At 42.1% G+C, this 14,609-nt stretch carries 15 protein-coding genes; 1 reads left to right on the top strand and 14 read right to left on the bottom strand.

Going from position 1 to position 14,609, the window contains the following annotated elements:
- Positions 1-56: 56 nt before the first annotated feature.
- The 14 genes from B554_RS0103260 to B554_RS0103195 all read right to left on the bottom strand — a co-directional run bounded on the left by B554_RS0103260 (position 57) and on the right by B554_RS0103195 (position 13,512).
- Positions 57-1,253 carry a hypothetical protein gene (locus B554_RS0103260; RefSeq protein ID WP_019456960.1) on the bottom strand — a complete coding sequence of 399 codons (1,197 nt, stop codon included), beginning with the start codon at positions 1,251-1,253 and terminating at the stop codon, positions 57-59.
- A gap of 154 nt (positions 1,254-1,407) precedes the next feature.
- Positions 1,408-3,048 carry a thiamine pyrophosphate-binding protein gene (locus tag B554_RS0103255; RefSeq protein ID WP_019456959.1) on the bottom strand — a complete coding sequence of 547 codons (1,641 nt, stop codon included), beginning with the start codon at positions 3,046-3,048 and terminating at the stop codon, positions 1,408-1,410.
- Positions 3,049-3,088: 40 nt separating this feature from the next.
- Entirely contained in the window at positions 3,089-4,555 is a 1,467-nt protein-coding gene (locus tag B554_RS0103250) for an aldehyde dehydrogenase (protein WP_019456958.1), read from the bottom strand.
- Positions 4,556-4,568: 13 nt separating this feature from the next.
- Positions 4,569-5,360 (bottom strand): aspartate dehydrogenase, encoded by a 792-nt coding sequence (locus B554_RS0103245; RefSeq protein WP_019456957.1) that lies wholly within the window; start codon positions 5,358-5,360, stop codon positions 4,569-4,571.
- A gap of 15 nt (positions 5,361-5,375) precedes the next feature.
- A complete protein-coding gene (locus tag B554_RS0103240; protein ID WP_004703156.1) occupies positions 5,376-6,170 on the bottom strand; it encodes an SDR family oxidoreductase in 795 nt (264 codons plus the stop codon).
- Positions 6,171-6,185: 15 nt separating this feature from the next.
- A complete protein-coding gene (locus tag B554_RS0103235; RefSeq protein WP_019456956.1) occupies positions 6,186-7,010 on the bottom strand; it encodes an alpha/beta fold hydrolase in 825 nt (274 codons plus the stop codon).
- A 36-nt stretch (positions 7,011-7,046) separates the two neighbouring features.
- Entirely contained in the window at positions 7,047-7,568 is a 522-nt protein-coding gene (locus tag B554_RS0103230; protein ID WP_019456955.1) for a cupin domain-containing protein, read from the bottom strand.
- Between the two features lie 23 nt (positions 7,569-7,591).
- Positions 7,592-8,815 carry an MFS transporter gene (locus B554_RS0103225; protein ID WP_019456954.1) on the bottom strand — a complete coding sequence of 408 codons (1,224 nt, stop codon included), beginning with the start codon at positions 8,813-8,815 and terminating at the stop codon, positions 7,592-7,594.
- A gap of 42 nt (positions 8,816-8,857) precedes the next feature.
- Entirely contained in the window at positions 8,858-10,069 is a 1,212-nt protein-coding gene (locus B554_RS0103220; RefSeq protein WP_019456953.1) for an NAD(P)/FAD-dependent oxidoreductase, read from the bottom strand.
- A 28-nt stretch (positions 10,070-10,097) separates the two neighbouring features.
- Positions 10,098-11,027 carry a VOC family protein gene (locus B554_RS0103215; RefSeq protein WP_019456952.1) on the bottom strand — a complete coding sequence of 310 codons (930 nt, stop codon included), beginning with the start codon at positions 11,025-11,027 and terminating at the stop codon, positions 10,098-10,100.
- Positions 11,028-11,038: 11 nt separating this feature from the next.
- Positions 11,039-11,803 (bottom strand): SDR family oxidoreductase, encoded by a 765-nt coding sequence (locus B554_RS0103210; RefSeq protein WP_005303273.1) that lies wholly within the window; start codon positions 11,801-11,803, stop codon positions 11,039-11,041.
- Positions 11,796-12,863, bottom strand: a complete 1,068-nt coding sequence (locus B554_RS0103205; protein ID WP_004703167.1) for an aromatic ring-hydroxylating oxygenase subunit alpha — start codon at positions 12,861-12,863, stop codon at positions 11,796-11,798. The genes B554_RS0103210 and B554_RS0103205 overlap by 8 nt, the downstream gene beginning before the upstream one ends.
- 16 nt (positions 12,864-12,879) lie before the next feature.
- Positions 12,880-13,179: a recombinase-like helix-turn-helix domain-containing protein gene (locus tag B554_RS0103200; protein WP_019456951.1), complete on the bottom strand. Its 300-nt coding sequence runs from the start codon at positions 13,177-13,179 to the stop codon at positions 12,880-12,882.
- A 27-nt stretch (positions 13,180-13,206) separates the two neighbouring features.
- Positions 13,207-13,512, bottom strand: a complete 306-nt coding sequence (locus B554_RS0103195) for a non-heme iron oxygenase ferredoxin subunit (RefSeq protein WP_000118513.1) — start codon at positions 13,510-13,512, stop codon at positions 13,207-13,209.
- A 273-nt stretch (positions 13,513-13,785) separates the two neighbouring features.
- On the opposite strand from B554_RS0103195, the gene B554_RS0103190 reads away from it, so the two are divergent.
- Positions 13,786-14,598, top strand: a complete 813-nt coding sequence (locus B554_RS0103190; protein ID WP_004703172.1) for an IclR family transcriptional regulator — start codon at positions 13,786-13,788, stop codon at positions 14,596-14,598.
- Positions 14,599-14,609: the final 11 nt, after the last annotated feature.

The following is a 14,609-nucleotide window of genomic DNA, read 5'->3' as shown; positions in this document are numbered from 1 at the left end:
TTAACTTATTAAATAAAAAACCACGCCGATTGCGTGGTTTTTTAATGCTGCTTACTTTAGAAAGTAAAGCCGATATTAAAGTTAATACGGTATAGCCATTTATCGCTATTTGGCGAGGTTGCAGAGGTATAACCCGTTGAGTTTGTAGAGCCACCAATAATGTTGGAGTTTTTACCCCACGTATAATCTGCCCAAACCATAAAGGGTGAAGCAATAAACATCATACCTGTGGTGTTCATTTGCGAGTCGGACCAATCATCGCGTTTTTTATCAAGGTAACTATAGTCATTATAAAACTTAATAGCTTTTAGCTTGCCCATATTGGTGACAGGCAATGTATAGGCAAGGTTTAAACTGGCAATCGTTCCTTCCGAAGCAATGAAATAAGCAGGTGTAAAACCATTATTGCCCATTAAGGTCATGTCACTATTTACACCATCCGGATTTTTCGCATCGTATTGATAGTGAATGACTGAACTTTGTAAATTAAAACGATTGTAATTATTTTCAGTATGCAAACCGACTGCATAATATTTGCCGTCTTTATCAGTCACTTTGTTATGTAGCTGTGCAATTGCACCCGATACGCCAAACTCTTGCTTACCAAAGTCAGTTTCTAACTTGCGTACAATACGGGTATTCACCTGATTGCGCTTTTCATTTTGATAGGCTTTTTGAGATGGAAATGCATTTCCTGCCAAGTCATCATAAGTTGCACTATCGGGTGAATAACGTAAGTTGGTCTCTAACATTTGTGGGTAATAACCGAGTTTTACATCCCAGTCTTTGTCGTGATAATTCCAGTTAAGTCCTGGTGCAATATTATTGCCATAACCTAAAAAGAATGGAATGTGGTAAGTCCAACCATTTTGTGGATAGGGATAAATCGTAAAAGGTTTATAAACCAAACCTGCTTCAATGCTGTTATTGGCATTTAAGTTATAACCCACATAGGCTTTTTCAATGGCAGTTTTCTGTTGATCTTGAAACAGATAGCTGGCATTGATGTAGGCATCATCAAACTTACCTTTCAGATCAACCCTGAACACGTCGAAATAGAGCTTACCAAAACCACGGTTTGGTCCTTCCCAATCTTCATAACGTTGATTTAACCGAACCACCCCACCCAACTTTAATGACTCAGTTCCATCATCACTTTTCCACTCAAGTAATGAATCTTTTGCAAAAGCATTGACGCTTACCCCCAGCGTAAACGGTGCAATGAATGCCATGATCAATGAAGTCTTTTTCATCTCTACATCCTTTATTGAGTTCCAGCGTCCTGCTGGAACTTTATTTGTTTTACCTGTAAAACTTAGTTTTTATTGTTTTTTAGACAAAAAAATTTATCTAAAAAAGGATGGCTTAGCAGCTCCCATCGCATATGTACTAAACCATCCAAACTGGTTAATACAGTTTCTTTTGCGGTGGACCCGCAAAGTTTAATGGTCCAATCGAGTTCATATCGAGCTCAATCACGGTTGGCCCTTCAAAAGCAACAGCCTCTTGAATAACCGTTTTAAACTCATCTGCACTACCGACTTTCCAGCTTTTCACACCCATTGATTCGCCAAGAAGTTTGTAGTCAGGTGTATGCAATTCATTGAAATACTGACGACCACCGAAGTAGTTATTTTGAATGCCACGCATTACGCCATAACCACCGTCATTCATAATCATTAAGACCATGTTGGTGTTTTCTTGCACCATAGTTGCAATTTCACCAATACCCAGCATTAAGCCACCATCGCCGACTAAACCAATCACTTTTTTGTCAGGGTTAGCAACCGAAGCACCTATTGCAGTTGCAAGGCCTAAACCAATTGCACCCGCGAGTGAGTGAATGTTTTGATTTGGTGCTTTTACAGGGAATAAACGGCTACCCCATGTGCTACCCGACATGGTGATGTCTCGTACAAAAATGCCGTCTTGCGGTAAAGCTGAACGCAAGTGATCACAAATTAAAGCGTACTGGTCGATTTGTTTACGCAGTGCATCAATTGCAGCCTGTTTAGCAGCCACTACAGCAGCATCGTAATCGGCATCAACTTTTGAAGTTCCTTTAAGCTGTTCCAACACACGTGTTAAGACATCTTTGGCATCGCCACAAATGAAGTTGCGGATTTTGTAATTACGTTGCTGAGCCACTGGGTTTGCATCTACCTGAATAATGTTTTCAGGGAATTCAACCGAATAAGTTTTAGTTTCATTACTACGTAAACGAGAACCCACCACAACCATCAAGTCAGCATCTTTTAATAACTGCTCAACACCTGCTGAGTTATGGAAAGCACCTAAACTACGTGGGTGATCATCTGCCAAAACACCGCGGCCGTGCGTAGACGACACAACTGGAATACCTAAATCTGCAATTGCTTTAACTTCGGCAACGCTATTTAAAGTTCCACCACCAATCCAGAAAATCGGACGTTTTGCTTTTTTGATTTCACTGACAAGAAGATCAATTTCAGCTTGTTCTGCCTGTGGCAACTCAAGTGCTTTCACTGGCCCAAGATTAAGTGGCAAATCAATTTCTGCTGCTTGTACATCAATTGGTAATTCAACACTTACCGGTCCCATTGGAACTGTGGTTGCTACACGGATTGCTTCACGTATCACACCAACTGCATTGTCTGGACTGGTAATACGGAACGCTGCTTTGCTTGATGCACGTAAGAATGTAAGTTGGTCTTTAGTTTCATGAATGAAGCTCGCATCACGGTCGAGGTATTCACGCTCAACTTGACCAGTTAAATGCAATACAGGACTACCAGCATTCATTGCTTCAATGAGTGAACCTACCGCATTACCTGCACCAGCACCCGTACTGGTCAACGCTACACCTAGGCCTTTAAAGCGTGAATGTGCATCTGCCATAGTGACCGCACCCGCTTCACCACGGGCTGCAACAAAGCGCATTTTTTCACGGCGACCTACTGCATCTGCAATAGGTAAATTGTGGATGGAAATAACACCATAAATACTATCAACTTGGTGCGCTTCTAAAACTCTTGCGATTGCTTCGCCTACATTTACACGTTCAGTCATGTCTGTTCCTCAAAATTTGTTTTTTCAGTCCTTGAATTTATTAATCGCACCAAGGGTTAGGCTGTTCATTCAGCCCCATATAAATACTCTTTTGTTGCATGTACGATAAAATGCCCAAACGGCCTTTTTCGCGCCCAATCCCACTGTCTTTAAAGCCACCAAACGGTGCACTAATCGAGAATTTTTTGTAGGTATTAATCCACACCGTTCCCACTTCTAATGCACGTGCAATACGCCAAGCTTTGCGATAGCTTTCAGTCCAGATACCTGCGGCAAGACCAAAACAACTGTCATTGGCTTGGGCAATTAAATCTTGCTCGTTGTCATATTTAATAACGACTAAAACAGGGCCAAAAATTTCTTCCTGACAGGTTTGAGCACTGTTATTTAAGCCAGTGATAATGGTCGGTAAGTAATAGCTTCCTTTGGCATAGTCACCAGTGGTAAGTGCCTCACCACCAATCAGAACCTGACCACCTTCACTTTTAGCAAGCTGCACATAGCGGTCAACGGACTGCAAATGTTTATCATTGACCAGTGGCCCTAAATGCACACCCGCCTGTTCCGGATGGCCCACACGTAAGCCTTTGGTAATTTCAACCAAACGCATTAAAAACTGATCGTAAAGACTGCTATGAATAAACAAGCGAGAACCTGCAATACACGCTTGGCCTGCCGAGCTAAAAATGCCGTACGCGACACCTTTAGCAGCCAATTCAACGTCTGCATCCGGCAAAACGATGGTTGGTGACTTACCACCCAACTCAAGTGAAGTGGTAATCAGTTTGTCAGCGGCAATGTGTGCCAAATGACGACCCGTGGTTGTCCCACCTGTAAAAGAAATTTTGCGAACCAATGGATGTTGAGCAATTGCGTCACCAATTACAGAACCACGGCCAACCAACACACTGAGTAAGCCTTTTGGTAAACCTGCTTCTTCAAAAATTTTGGCAAGCTCTAAAGCAATGAGTGAAGTTGCTTCTGCTGGTTTTAACACCACGGCATTTCCTGCTGCCAAAGCTGGAGCAAGCTTTTGAACTTCACTCGCAATTGGAGAGTTCCAAGGGGTAATGGCTGCCACAACGCCCACTGGTTCATGCACACTCATGGTCATAAAGTCTGGAGCACGTTGAGTGGTGAGCTCATCGTTCAATGTTTCACATGCCGCAGCAACATAACGTGCAGTTGCCGCCGCGCTCATCACCAAGCCACGAGTTTCAGTTAAAGGCTTACCATTATCGCGTGTTTGTAATTTCGCTAATTCATCTACACGCGCTTCAATAATGTCTGCAACTTTGTAGAGAATACGTGCGCGCTCATGCGGCAAGCTGTTTCTCCAACTTGGTTCACGCCAAGCCTGATCCGCTTTTTCAATTGCTTCATTTACATCTTCAAGCGTTGCTGTTGAAAGCTCAGCGTTAACCGACTGATCTGCCGGAAACAGGCTTTGAATGACTGCACCACGGCCTAATCGCCATTCACCTGCAATATAAATTTCCTTCGCCATGATCAAATCCTTCTTAAATCTGTATTGCTTCTACACTGTTGCGACAAGCACGAATCACGCTAAGCGCAGCCAAAGTTGATGTTTTTGGGTTACTTGGTAACGGCACGCCCACCAATTCAATGGTCATTTGCCCAAAGCCACCTGCTGCCACAATGGTGTGTTTGTTTTTGTTGATAGTTGGATCAACAGTTAACTCAACCATGGTTTCATCCATTCCAAGCCCTGCAAGTGCAATGGTTGCTGCAACGTTGGCATTGGCTGGAAATTTCATGGCAGCTTCACGCGCAGTTCCTGTGAAGAAGACCGTAGGTTCAGCAACATGGTCTAAATCGACCAATTGCTCTGCATAACTACCCTTCCAGCTTTTTGGGCTTTTACAGCCCTTGTAAGTGACTTTTTGCAAACCACCTTCTTTAGCCGCAGAAATACCGTCAATGCCTGCGATAGCCCCTGCAAGTAAATGCAGATGGGCATCATTTTTTTCAGCAGTTTGCTTAAGCTGAATCAAAAACTCGTTATCAGCCAAAGTTCCAACCGAGATCAAACCAATAGTCCAGCCTTTAGCTAAAACTTTTTGAGCATGCTCTTTTACTGCTGCTTGACCTGCCACCTCAATGACATAGTCAGGCTCACCATCACATTGCTCAATATCGGAAATTACCTGAATCTCGGAAGAGACTTGTGACTGCACTTTTTCAATGCTGCGAGATGGCACGACAATCCATTTGAGTTGCAGATCTTGAGGCAAATGGGCATACACTTCTGCTGCCATTGCGCCAAAACCAATCATCATCAACTTTTTCATGACAGCACCTGATATTTATAAATGTTTGTTAAAACCACCCGAGACATCTATCGCCGAACCTGTGGTGTAAGATGCCAATGGTGATGCCAAGAAAACTAAAGCACGTGCTGGCTCTTCTGGGCGGCCTAAACGCTGCATAGGAATGCCACGATTTTTTGCGATATTGCCAGTCCACTCTTCCCATGACAGATTCAAATCTGAACGGGTTTCATAACGGCGTTTCCACTGCGCAGATTCGACCATCCCAAGTAAAATCGAGTTCACGCGAACGCCATATTGAGTAAACTCATGCGCTAAAGAATGGGTCAAATTCAACAGTGCAGCTCGTGCAGATGACGTCGCAATCATATGTGGCTCTGGTTGCAATGCCAGTAACGAGTTCACATTGGTAATTGAGGCATTTGCCGACTGTTTTAAGTCATCAAGAAAAGCTCTTACCGGATGTAAAACACTGAAATATTTCAGCTCAATTTCTTTCATCCAGTCTTCATCTTGCGTATTTTCAAAATTTGAAACACGACCTTGCCCAGCATTGTTAATGAGCATGTCCACATTGCCCAAATTGAGTTTGACGTCTTTAGCAAATTGCTGAACTTCTTCTTTTTTCAACACATTACATGCTTTGGTAAAAATATTGGCATGTGGAAATTTTTCTAGAATATAGTGCTTAGAAGCATTTAAACGCTCTTCATCGCGACCACACCAAGCAACTTTTGCACCTTCTGCAACCAGTATTTCAACAGCAGCCAACCCAATCCCAGATGAGCCACCGGTAACAACTGCAACTTTTCCTTCAACTTGGAAGCTCATAATCCTTAATCTCTCTTACGATTGTTCCTGAATCGTCAACATAATTTGGTTAAATGCTTGCGGTTGGTCGACATAACTTAAATGTCCTGCATCTTCTATGACGAAGCGCTGTTCCAACTGCAATTCCTGAGCAAGCTCTTGTATACCTAACGCAGGAGTGATTTGATCTTGCTGCCCTGCAATGACTGTGCATGGGACTTTTAAATCGGTTAGGTAATTACGTATTTCGTCATATGCCAGTAAGTACGATGCATGGGTGAAACCTTGTAAGGTCAACTGCTGCATTACTTCTGACACTAAAGCTAAGGCCTGTGGTTCTTGTTTATAAATCAAATGAGGTCCACGGCTTTGGGCCATGCCTTTAGCACCAAGTTCTTTCAACATTTTTGGTCTTTTTTCAAAAACCTGAATTTGTGTTTGTTCATCGTGGCGTTGGTAGCCTTGAGCCAAGTTAGCAACAACTAAGTGCTTCACTCGCTCTGGGTAAAGTGCAGCAAATGCACTCGCCTGTAAGGCACCTAATGAGTGTCCGACCACAATTGATTTTTCAATTTTTAAAGTATTGAATAACGCTGCCAAACGCTTTGCGTAATCGGTAGCATTCGGTTGATCCGTTAAAAGTTCATCTGATTTGCCATAGCCCGGTGCGTCCCAGGCAATGACATGAAAATGATGAGACAGCACTTCAAGTTGGTTCACCCATGAAGCAGAACCTGAACTAATGCCATGCAACAGCACAAGGTACTCGCCCTGACCGGCTTCCCGATAGGCTTGTTGCAGACCTTGAACAGTCACGGTTTTCACTGGAAATTCTGCTAACTTTTCAATGAGTGTCATCATTTTTAACTCTTTCCTTTCATTCACTTCATCAAACAATTAACGTTTGATTTGAGACAATGGATGCTCTGGTGGATAGTTCGGAATGGTTGGTTTACCTGTTCCCAACATCACACACATCAAGGCATCTTCTTGACCTGGGTTAAAAAGACCACGATAGATTCCCGGTGGAATTGAAATCAGGTCACGCTCTTTTAAACGGGTCTCAAATTTTTCGCCGTTGTGCTCAATGAACAAATCAATTTCGCCGCGAAGCATAAAGAACACTTCTTCAACGTCGTGGTGAATGTGCAAAGGACCTTCACACTGCGCAGGCAAAACCATTGTGGAAAATGTGAAGTTTTCTGCTGGAACAGTGTTACCGTCATTTGCAACACCTGTTGCACCCGTACCCATGTAACGCATTTGTGCACGGCGATACTTCGGATCGTAATCTGCTTGGAACTTCAAAGCATCGAAGTCATATTTACGTGTCTCAAAGCGAGCAATACGTGTGTTTAACCAATCTTCTAAAGAAGCACCCTCTGGTTGTGCCCACGATTCGAATTGTTGTGTAGTCATTTTTTAAACTCCTATACAGTGAATTAATAACGTTTTAAAAGAGGAACCAAGAACAACGACCCAATGACAGCGACAGCAGCCAAGAAGCTAATTCCTAAATTAAAACTATGTGTTTGCATCACGATGTAACCGATAAGAACAGGCGCAATTGCACTTGCAAAATTACCTAAACCGTTAAATATTCCACCCGCAGTCGCCCCTACATTTGAGGTGGTTACTCGGGCAAGCAAAGCAAATACAGCTGCTACTCCAAAACCCCACGCCATCGCACTTAAAGACATGGCAGCAATAATCAATAATGGTTGAGTCATAATGACCATCACATACATGAAGATGCCCGCGAGTAATAAACCGCTAAAGACTTGAATTGCTCGGCGGCCTAACTTGTCAGATAAAAACGCACCGATGATTTCGCCAATTAACATGGCAATGAATGGAAAGCTTGAATACATCCCAAACTCTTTGAGATTGAATCCTTTGTCTTGCATAAGATAAGAAGGAACCCAGCTGTTTAAGCCCCACAAATAAGTCATTAATGCAATGTTAAAGAGGCAAACCAGCCAGAACGCGCTGTTGCTGAGCAGCAATTTAGTATTAGCAATGTGGCCTTTGAAATTGGTACGTTTACTCTCGCCCTCAATTTCGACAGTTTTCTTGAGCTGTAAGTTACGCAAACCAAAAACAATACTGAAAATGGCAATTAGGGTTAGCGCAGCCATCACAAAAAAAGTGGTGTGCCAGTCGTGGTGAGCTAAAACATTTGCCGTGATTGGAAATCCAAGGAATGCACCTATCGGAGTTCCAAGCAAAAACATAGTAGAAGCACGTGCCTGCTGACGGTCTGTATAAGTCTGCTTAACAATGGTGTATGCCAAAGCAAACAGTGGTCCTTCTGCCAAACCAAGTAGTACACGTAAAATCAACATGCCTGAATAACTGGTGGTGAAGCCCATACAGAACATGAGTAAACCCCATGATGTTACGCTCCAGAACAGCATTTTCTTTGGGTTAAAAATGTCACCCAAGAAGCTTAGAAAAACCGATGAAAAGCCATAAGCAAGCAAGAAACTTGTCATGAGCCATCCAAGCTTGGCCTTATCTTCAGCAATTCCCATTGCAGTTTGAAAATGAGGATCTGAAAATAAAACCGCAATACTAATCTTGTCGAAAAATGCCAGTACCACACACACCATAAGGACAAAAGCAGGCACCCAATGCTTCAATCCACTTTTTTCTTCATTACTCATGCGTCATTCCTTCGATTTGGTAATGAGAACCAGATTTAATGCTTACGGTTTTAACTTCATGACATTAAATTCGGCATCTACTAATAGTTTTGGATCTAAAATGGTGTTGGCTTGCATCCAACGTTTTGCCAGTTTGATCAGCTTCGAATCATTAATGGCAATCATATTCAGCAAACGATTTTCATGGTCGAGATATAAATAACTCACCTGATCCTCACCACCTTGGCGAATCACTACTTCTTTGGTTCTATCTGGTTGATACGTACCTAAAATCTGAATATTGAAGTGGTACTGATCAGACCAGAGCCATGGAATATCGGTATATTCAGTATCAATTCCGAGCATTGATTTTGCTGCTGCAATCGCTTGATTTTGTGCATTTGCCCAAGACTGAATGCAATAACCCAAGCTCGGATGAATTGCGACATCACCTGCGGCATAAATGTTTTGATCTGAGGTTTGCCCAAAACAATTCACCACAATGCCATCTTTCACATCGAGACCAGCGTGCACACCTAACTCTTTGGCAATTTCAGCACCAGCACCTACCACAACACAGTCAAATAACTGGCTATGTTGAGGATGATTTACCACTTCAACTTTGCGATCTGGTGCTTCAACCAAATGAAGGCTTTTGCTGTCTAAATGAATTTTTGTGCCTTGTGTTTCATGCATATTTTTTAAAAATGCAGAAACTTCAGGACTCACACTTCTTGCACATAAACGGTCGCCATATTCAAAAACATGTACCTCTTTACCTTGCTTACGTGCAGTTGCAGCAATTTCTAAACCAATCCAGCCGCCGCCAATCACAGCGACATTGTTTGCAGTCTTTAAAATTTCAGCCAAACGTTCACAGTCATGCACATTACGTAGGGTCACAACATTTGGAATAAACTGCCATGTATTGACGGGTACACGTGCACGGCTTCCAGTTGCAATCAGCAATTTGTCATACGGTAAAACTTGGCCACTTTCTAAATGAACCTGTTTTTGCTCACGATCGACTTTTGTCGCAATTTCTGGTTTATGCCATTGAACGTTGAACTCTTGAACCTGTTCAGGTGAGAACAGATTCAAACTTTCATAAGTAGCTTCTTTTGAAAGTACTTGCTTAGACAGTGGTGGACGCTCGTAAAACACTTGATCTTCATTTGAAACCACGTGAATTTCGCCCACATAACCATTTTGGCGTAAGGTACTTACTGCCCAACCCGCTGCCTGTCCGGCACCTACAATTACGATCTTTTCCATAGCCATCTTCCTTGTTCAGCCATACCTGTTAAACAGGCTTCACCTGACGGCGGGTTGTGTCATCAAGACCACCTTCAATCGCCCATTCGGTGAAAAGCTCTAGACGATGTTCTTCTACACGTGGCTGCCATTCTTCTGTCAAATAATCATCGTTGGTGTAATATTCAAATGCACCACCCAATGGTGAGTTGACGTACCAGAAATAAGCAGAAGAAATTGGGTGACGTCCCGGCCCAATAAAGGTTGACCACTCCGAACGATTCATATTTAAACCGCCCCCAATCACCTCATGGATATCACGTACTACAAACGCAACGTGATTTAAGCCAGCAGGTTTATTTGGAACACTGAGCAAGAATAAATCATGGTGATAACCTTCACCGCGGCAACGTAAAAATGCACCACGGTTTTTATAGGCATCCGATAAATGAAAGCCTACTTTTTCAATATAGAAATTTTCAGTTGTTGCCAAATCTGGTGTAAAGAACACTACGTGTCCAATCGCAACAGGTTGTCCTTTTTCATAGACAGGACTTGCTGCATTCACACGTTGAATATTGCCGTATTGGTTAATGCCTTCCGTTTTAAGTTCAGACACATCTTTAACAAAGCTTTGTTCAAAACGGATGGTCATGCCATTTGGGTCAAGACACTGAACTGTATTTTCAGAAGGCTTAAAACCTTCTACATCGGCCAAACGAGCTGCCAAGTCTTCAAGGTCTTGAGAATTATCAACACCCCAAGTGACTTCACGTAAAGTTGAGCCTTGTTCAATCGCAGGTGGCAAACGATCATCATCACAATTAAATAGATAAATCTTGCTGCCATTTTGAGTTTGGTATAAATCTGTACCTTCAATATCCGAAGTACTTTGGCTTAAACCAAAATCTGCTAGAAACTTGTTTGAAGCGGCTCTATCCTCAACTCCAAACTTTAAAATCTCGATCCCTGTAATCATTTGACTACTCCTTAGTTAAAGACAAAACCGCCATTGACCGGAATATTTTGACCTGTCACAAAAGAGGACAAATCCGACAGTAGATACAATGCTGTTCCATTTAAATCTTGTGGAAGTTGCTGACGTTGAATCGCTCTTCCATTGACATATAAATCGTGACGTTCTTGAGGCACATACTCGGTTGCTTCAACCAGAGTAAGTCCCGGTGACAATGTGTTGACACAGATATTAGATTGTCCCAACTCTCTTGCCATTGAACGCGTCATGGCAACAATTGCACCTTTACTTGCAACATAAGCCATCAGGTTTGGTGCGCCCCAAAGTGCTGTATCGGAAGCAACATTAATGATCTTTCCTGCAGCCGATTGCTTTAAATGAGGAACGCATGCCTTACTGATGAGCCATGTGCCTTTCACATTAATATTCATGACCCGATCCCAAAGTTCAGGATCGTAATCAATCATATTTTTTCCACCAACATTGGTTGCCAGTGCCGCGCAGTTCACAAGGCCATCTAGTCCTTGGAGTACCTCAACACTTTTTGCAACCGCATTTTCAATAGAGTCTGCATTGGCAAGGTCAACGGTAACAGCATGAACATTCAGTCCTTGTTTTTGCAAAGCTTGTGCTTCTTGTTGCACCAAGTCAGATAAAATATCTGCCATTACAACCTCAGCACCAGCCTCGGCAATAGCTTGAGCAAAATCTCGGCCTAAACCACGTGCAGCACCAGTCACTAAAACTTTTTTGCCTTGCAACAACGCTACATTAGCCATGAGCTTCTTCCTGCATCTCAATACGGTTTGATGCATTTAGCGCAGCAATTTTCTTTAATTGCTTTTCAGCTTCTTTTTTCATTAAACGACGTAAACGAGCAAGGCCAACATCGTGTTGATAGAGGAATTCTTGTTCACGTGCATTTGGCGCAAGATTTTCTAAAATAATTCGGTCTTGTTCCAATACATCCCAATGCAACTGCTCTAAATGATTGCGATACAAGAAGCGCCATACATTACGTTGCCAGCCACTCACCTTACGACAGCGCCAGAAAAATACGCGGGTATTGTTAGCATCAATTGGCGTTGCATAGCCCACGATCCAGAACTCACCACCTGGGCCAAATTGTTTGCGGTATGGAATTGACAGACGTAACCAGCTCGCACCTGTTGAACCATATTCAACCCAATCGAAGTTCACACCTAATTGACCTTCTTTTTCAAAAATAAAACCATTATCGGTCGTGCGATGTTTCATCTCTGCGGTACGATCACCATCTGCCATCGAGTGCGATGTCGCATGTAAATAACTACCATGCATTGGGTCCATCACGTTATCAATCGCGTATTGATGGTTTACTTTCCAGTCTGCTTGGCAAAGGAAGGCACTCCACTCTTCACTTGCAAGTTGCTCTGGGAACTCAAGCGGTGCTGGTTGTTCATTTGCATCAATACCAAACCAGATGAAGATTGCACCATGCTGCTCAATTACTGGATAGTTCTTTAAGCATTTAGTTCCAGTCATTGGACATTCATGAACTGCTGGCACATCGGCAACCACACCATCAGCACGAACTTCAACACCGTGATACCAACAAGCAACTCGGTCACCCAAGTTCCAACCGAGGGAAAGACGAGCGCCGCGATGTGGACAGCGATCTTCAAGTGCATGAACCTGCCCTTCAGCATCACGCCAAACCACAATGTTTTCGCCTAAACGGGTAATTCCGACCGGATTAGCAGCGACTTCCCAACTTGCCAAAACCGGATGCCATTGGTCACGTAAACCAAGTTCTAAATATTCTTCAGCACTTTGTGAAGTTGATACGATTGCGTTCATTTTATTCTTCCCTGAATCAATAACCTAAACGTTGCATTTCTTCTGTAAAGCTTGCAGAAGTCCATTCATCACCAGATTCACAGCGGAAACCCTGTTGATTAAGTGCAGAAACAACATCATCTAGCGCTGTTGCACCCGCAGAGAATGCTTGAATCAAGTTCTTTACAAAATCTTGCTCGTAGAGAGTCGGTTCTTTATAACGTGTCTGCCAAACCAACAATTCAGATTGACCAGGAATTTGAATATTGTTGATACCTGCTTCGGTTGCTGGCGTTGCATGAATCCAGCTTGCTAACTTTTCATTAAATGTCTTCATTGTTCTGCTTCCTTGTACATGTGAGGACTAGAGTTGAATTTGAATATCCTGTCCTTCAACACGAACTGGGTACGTACATAGGTTTCTACACCCGGGCCCACTTTTTAGCTCACCTGTCTGAATGTCAAAAATTGCTTCGTGCAATGGACATTCAACAGTTTGATCTTCGATAAATCCTTCGGTTAATAAGGCATACGCATGAGGGCAAACATTTTCGATAGCGAAGTAATTTTCATCGACAAAAAATACGCCAATTTTTTTTCCTTCAACTTCGATAGCCTTCGGCTCATCTTCGCTAACGTCACCCTGCTGACAAACTGAGATCCAACTCATACTTTGCGTCCTCATTTTGTTTTATATACAAAACTTAATTTCATTTTCAAAACACAAGCAAAGAATAATACTCTTGGTTAATTTTTGTCAAAGTAAAAATAATTATAAAAATCATTGTATTAATTTATTTTAAATAATTTGTTACGTTTCAAAAAGAAAACTTTGTTTTAAATATAAAAAATGTTTTATGCGATCTTTATAATTACAATAGTTCTAAAATAAAGCATAATGCCCCAATTCGAACCCTTTTTTATTTATAGGAAAACAACACAAATGAGCCTAGAGATTGAAGAAGATTTGCAAGAATCAGAAACGACAAAAAATGATGATCGATATTTAGTACCAGGGCTTGTGCGTGGTTTAGCCATCTTGCAAGCATTTAATCAACAAGCACAAGAAATGACGATTACAGAAATTGCCGAAATTTTGGAAGTGAACCGTTCTAGTGCATTTCGTCTTATTTATACACTCGAAGCTTGTGGCTATTTAAGGAAAGCATCCCAAAAAACTTATGCGCTTGACTCAAAAGTTATGGAGCTTGGTTTTAACAGTTTATCGAAGCTTTCATTACTCGATTTATCCACTCCTTTAATGAAAGAACTACGTGATCAGACCAAACTGGCAGTACATCTGACTGTTTTGGAAGGTACACATATTGTTTTTGTAAATAATGTTCAATCAATGGGTACTTTTACCAGCAATATTAGTTTGGGTACTCGCTGGCCGGCCCATGCTACCGTTATTGGTCAAATGTTATTGTCGGATTTACCAGAGGCAGAAGTACGACAACGCTATCGTAACTTCAATGAGTGGGATAGTTTCTCAGAACTTACCCCAACTAACTTGAAAGCACTCTTACAAAAACTAAATTATGTAAAAACCCAAAAATCGATGGTGAGCTGGGGTCATTACAATCATGATATGGCTGCTTGTGGTGCTCCTATTTTCAAACAATCTAATGGAAAAATGGTGGCGGTCCTTTCGGTGAGCTGTCCAATTACCACTTATGATGAAAAAACCTTTAAAGAAGATATCGCCGCTCTGGTCATCGCAACGGCAGATAAAATTTCAAAATTTATTTATTAAAAAAAGCGACG

The sequence above is a fragment of the Acinetobacter sp. GG2 genome (genome assembly GCF_000292385.1).
Taxonomy (GTDB): domain Bacteria; phylum Pseudomonadota; class Gammaproteobacteria; order Pseudomonadales; family Moraxellaceae; genus Acinetobacter; species Acinetobacter seifertii.
The sequence above is the reverse complement of the archived record's forward strand: the minus strand, read 5'-3'. Positions and strand labels throughout refer to the sequence as shown.

What these genes read in the sequence shown, in the direction of transcription:
- B554_RS0103200 (WP_019456951.1), bottom strand. Translation starts at nt 13,179, where the DNA reads ATGAAGACATTTAATGAAAAGTTAGCAAGCTGGATTCATGCAACGCCA.
- B554_RS0103190 (WP_004703172.1), top strand. Translation starts at nt 13,786, where the DNA reads ATGAGCCTAGAGATTGAAGAAGATTTGCAAGAATCAGAAACGACAAAA.
- B554_RS0103250 (WP_019456958.1), bottom strand. Translation starts at nt 4,555, where the DNA reads ATGGCGAAGGAAATTTATATTGCAGGTGAATGGCGATTAGGCCGTGGT.
- B554_RS0103205 (WP_004703167.1), bottom strand. Translation starts at nt 12,863, where the DNA reads ATGAACGCAATCGTATCAACTTCACAAAGTGCTGAAGAATATTTAGAA.
- B554_RS0103195 (WP_000118513.1), bottom strand. Translation starts at nt 13,512, where the DNA reads ATGAGTTGGATCTCAGTTTGTCAGCAGGGTGACGTTAGCGAAGATGAG.
- B554_RS0103260 (WP_019456960.1), bottom strand. Translation starts at nt 1,253, where the DNA reads ATGAAAAAGACTTCATTGATCATGGCATTCATTGCACCGTTTACGCTG.
- B554_RS0103245 (WP_019456957.1), bottom strand. Translation starts at nt 5,360, where the DNA reads ATGAAAAAGTTGATGATGATTGGTTTTGGCGCAATGGCAGCAGAAGTG.
- B554_RS0103215 (WP_019456952.1), bottom strand. Translation starts at nt 11,027, where the DNA reads ATGATTACAGGGATCGAGATTTTAAAGTTTGGAGTTGAGGATAGAGCC.
- B554_RS0103235 (WP_019456956.1), bottom strand. Translation starts at nt 7,010, where the DNA reads ATGATGACACTCATTGAAAAGTTAGCAGAATTTCCAGTGAAAACCGTG.
- B554_RS0103225 (WP_019456954.1), bottom strand. Translation starts at nt 8,815, where the DNA reads ATGAGTAATGAAGAAAAAAGTGGATTGAAGCATTGGGTGCCTGCTTTT.
- B554_RS0103220 (WP_019456953.1), bottom strand. Translation starts at nt 10,069, where the DNA reads ATGGAAAAGATCGTAATTGTAGGTGCCGGACAGGCAGCGGGTTGGGCA.
- B554_RS0103210 (WP_005303273.1), bottom strand. Translation starts at nt 11,803, where the DNA reads ATGGCTAATGTAGCGTTGTTGCAAGGCAAAAAAGTTTTAGTGACTGGT.
- B554_RS0103255 (WP_019456959.1), bottom strand. Translation starts at nt 3,048, where the DNA reads ATGACTGAACGTGTAAATGTAGGCGAAGCAATCGCAAGAGTTTTAGAA.
- B554_RS0103240 (WP_004703156.1), bottom strand. Translation starts at nt 6,170, where the DNA reads ATGAGCTTCCAAGTTGAAGGAAAAGTTGCAGTTGTTACCGGTGGCTCA.
- B554_RS0103230 (WP_019456955.1), bottom strand. Translation starts at nt 7,568, where the DNA reads ATGACTACACAACAATTCGAATCGTGGGCACAACCAGAGGGTGCTTCT.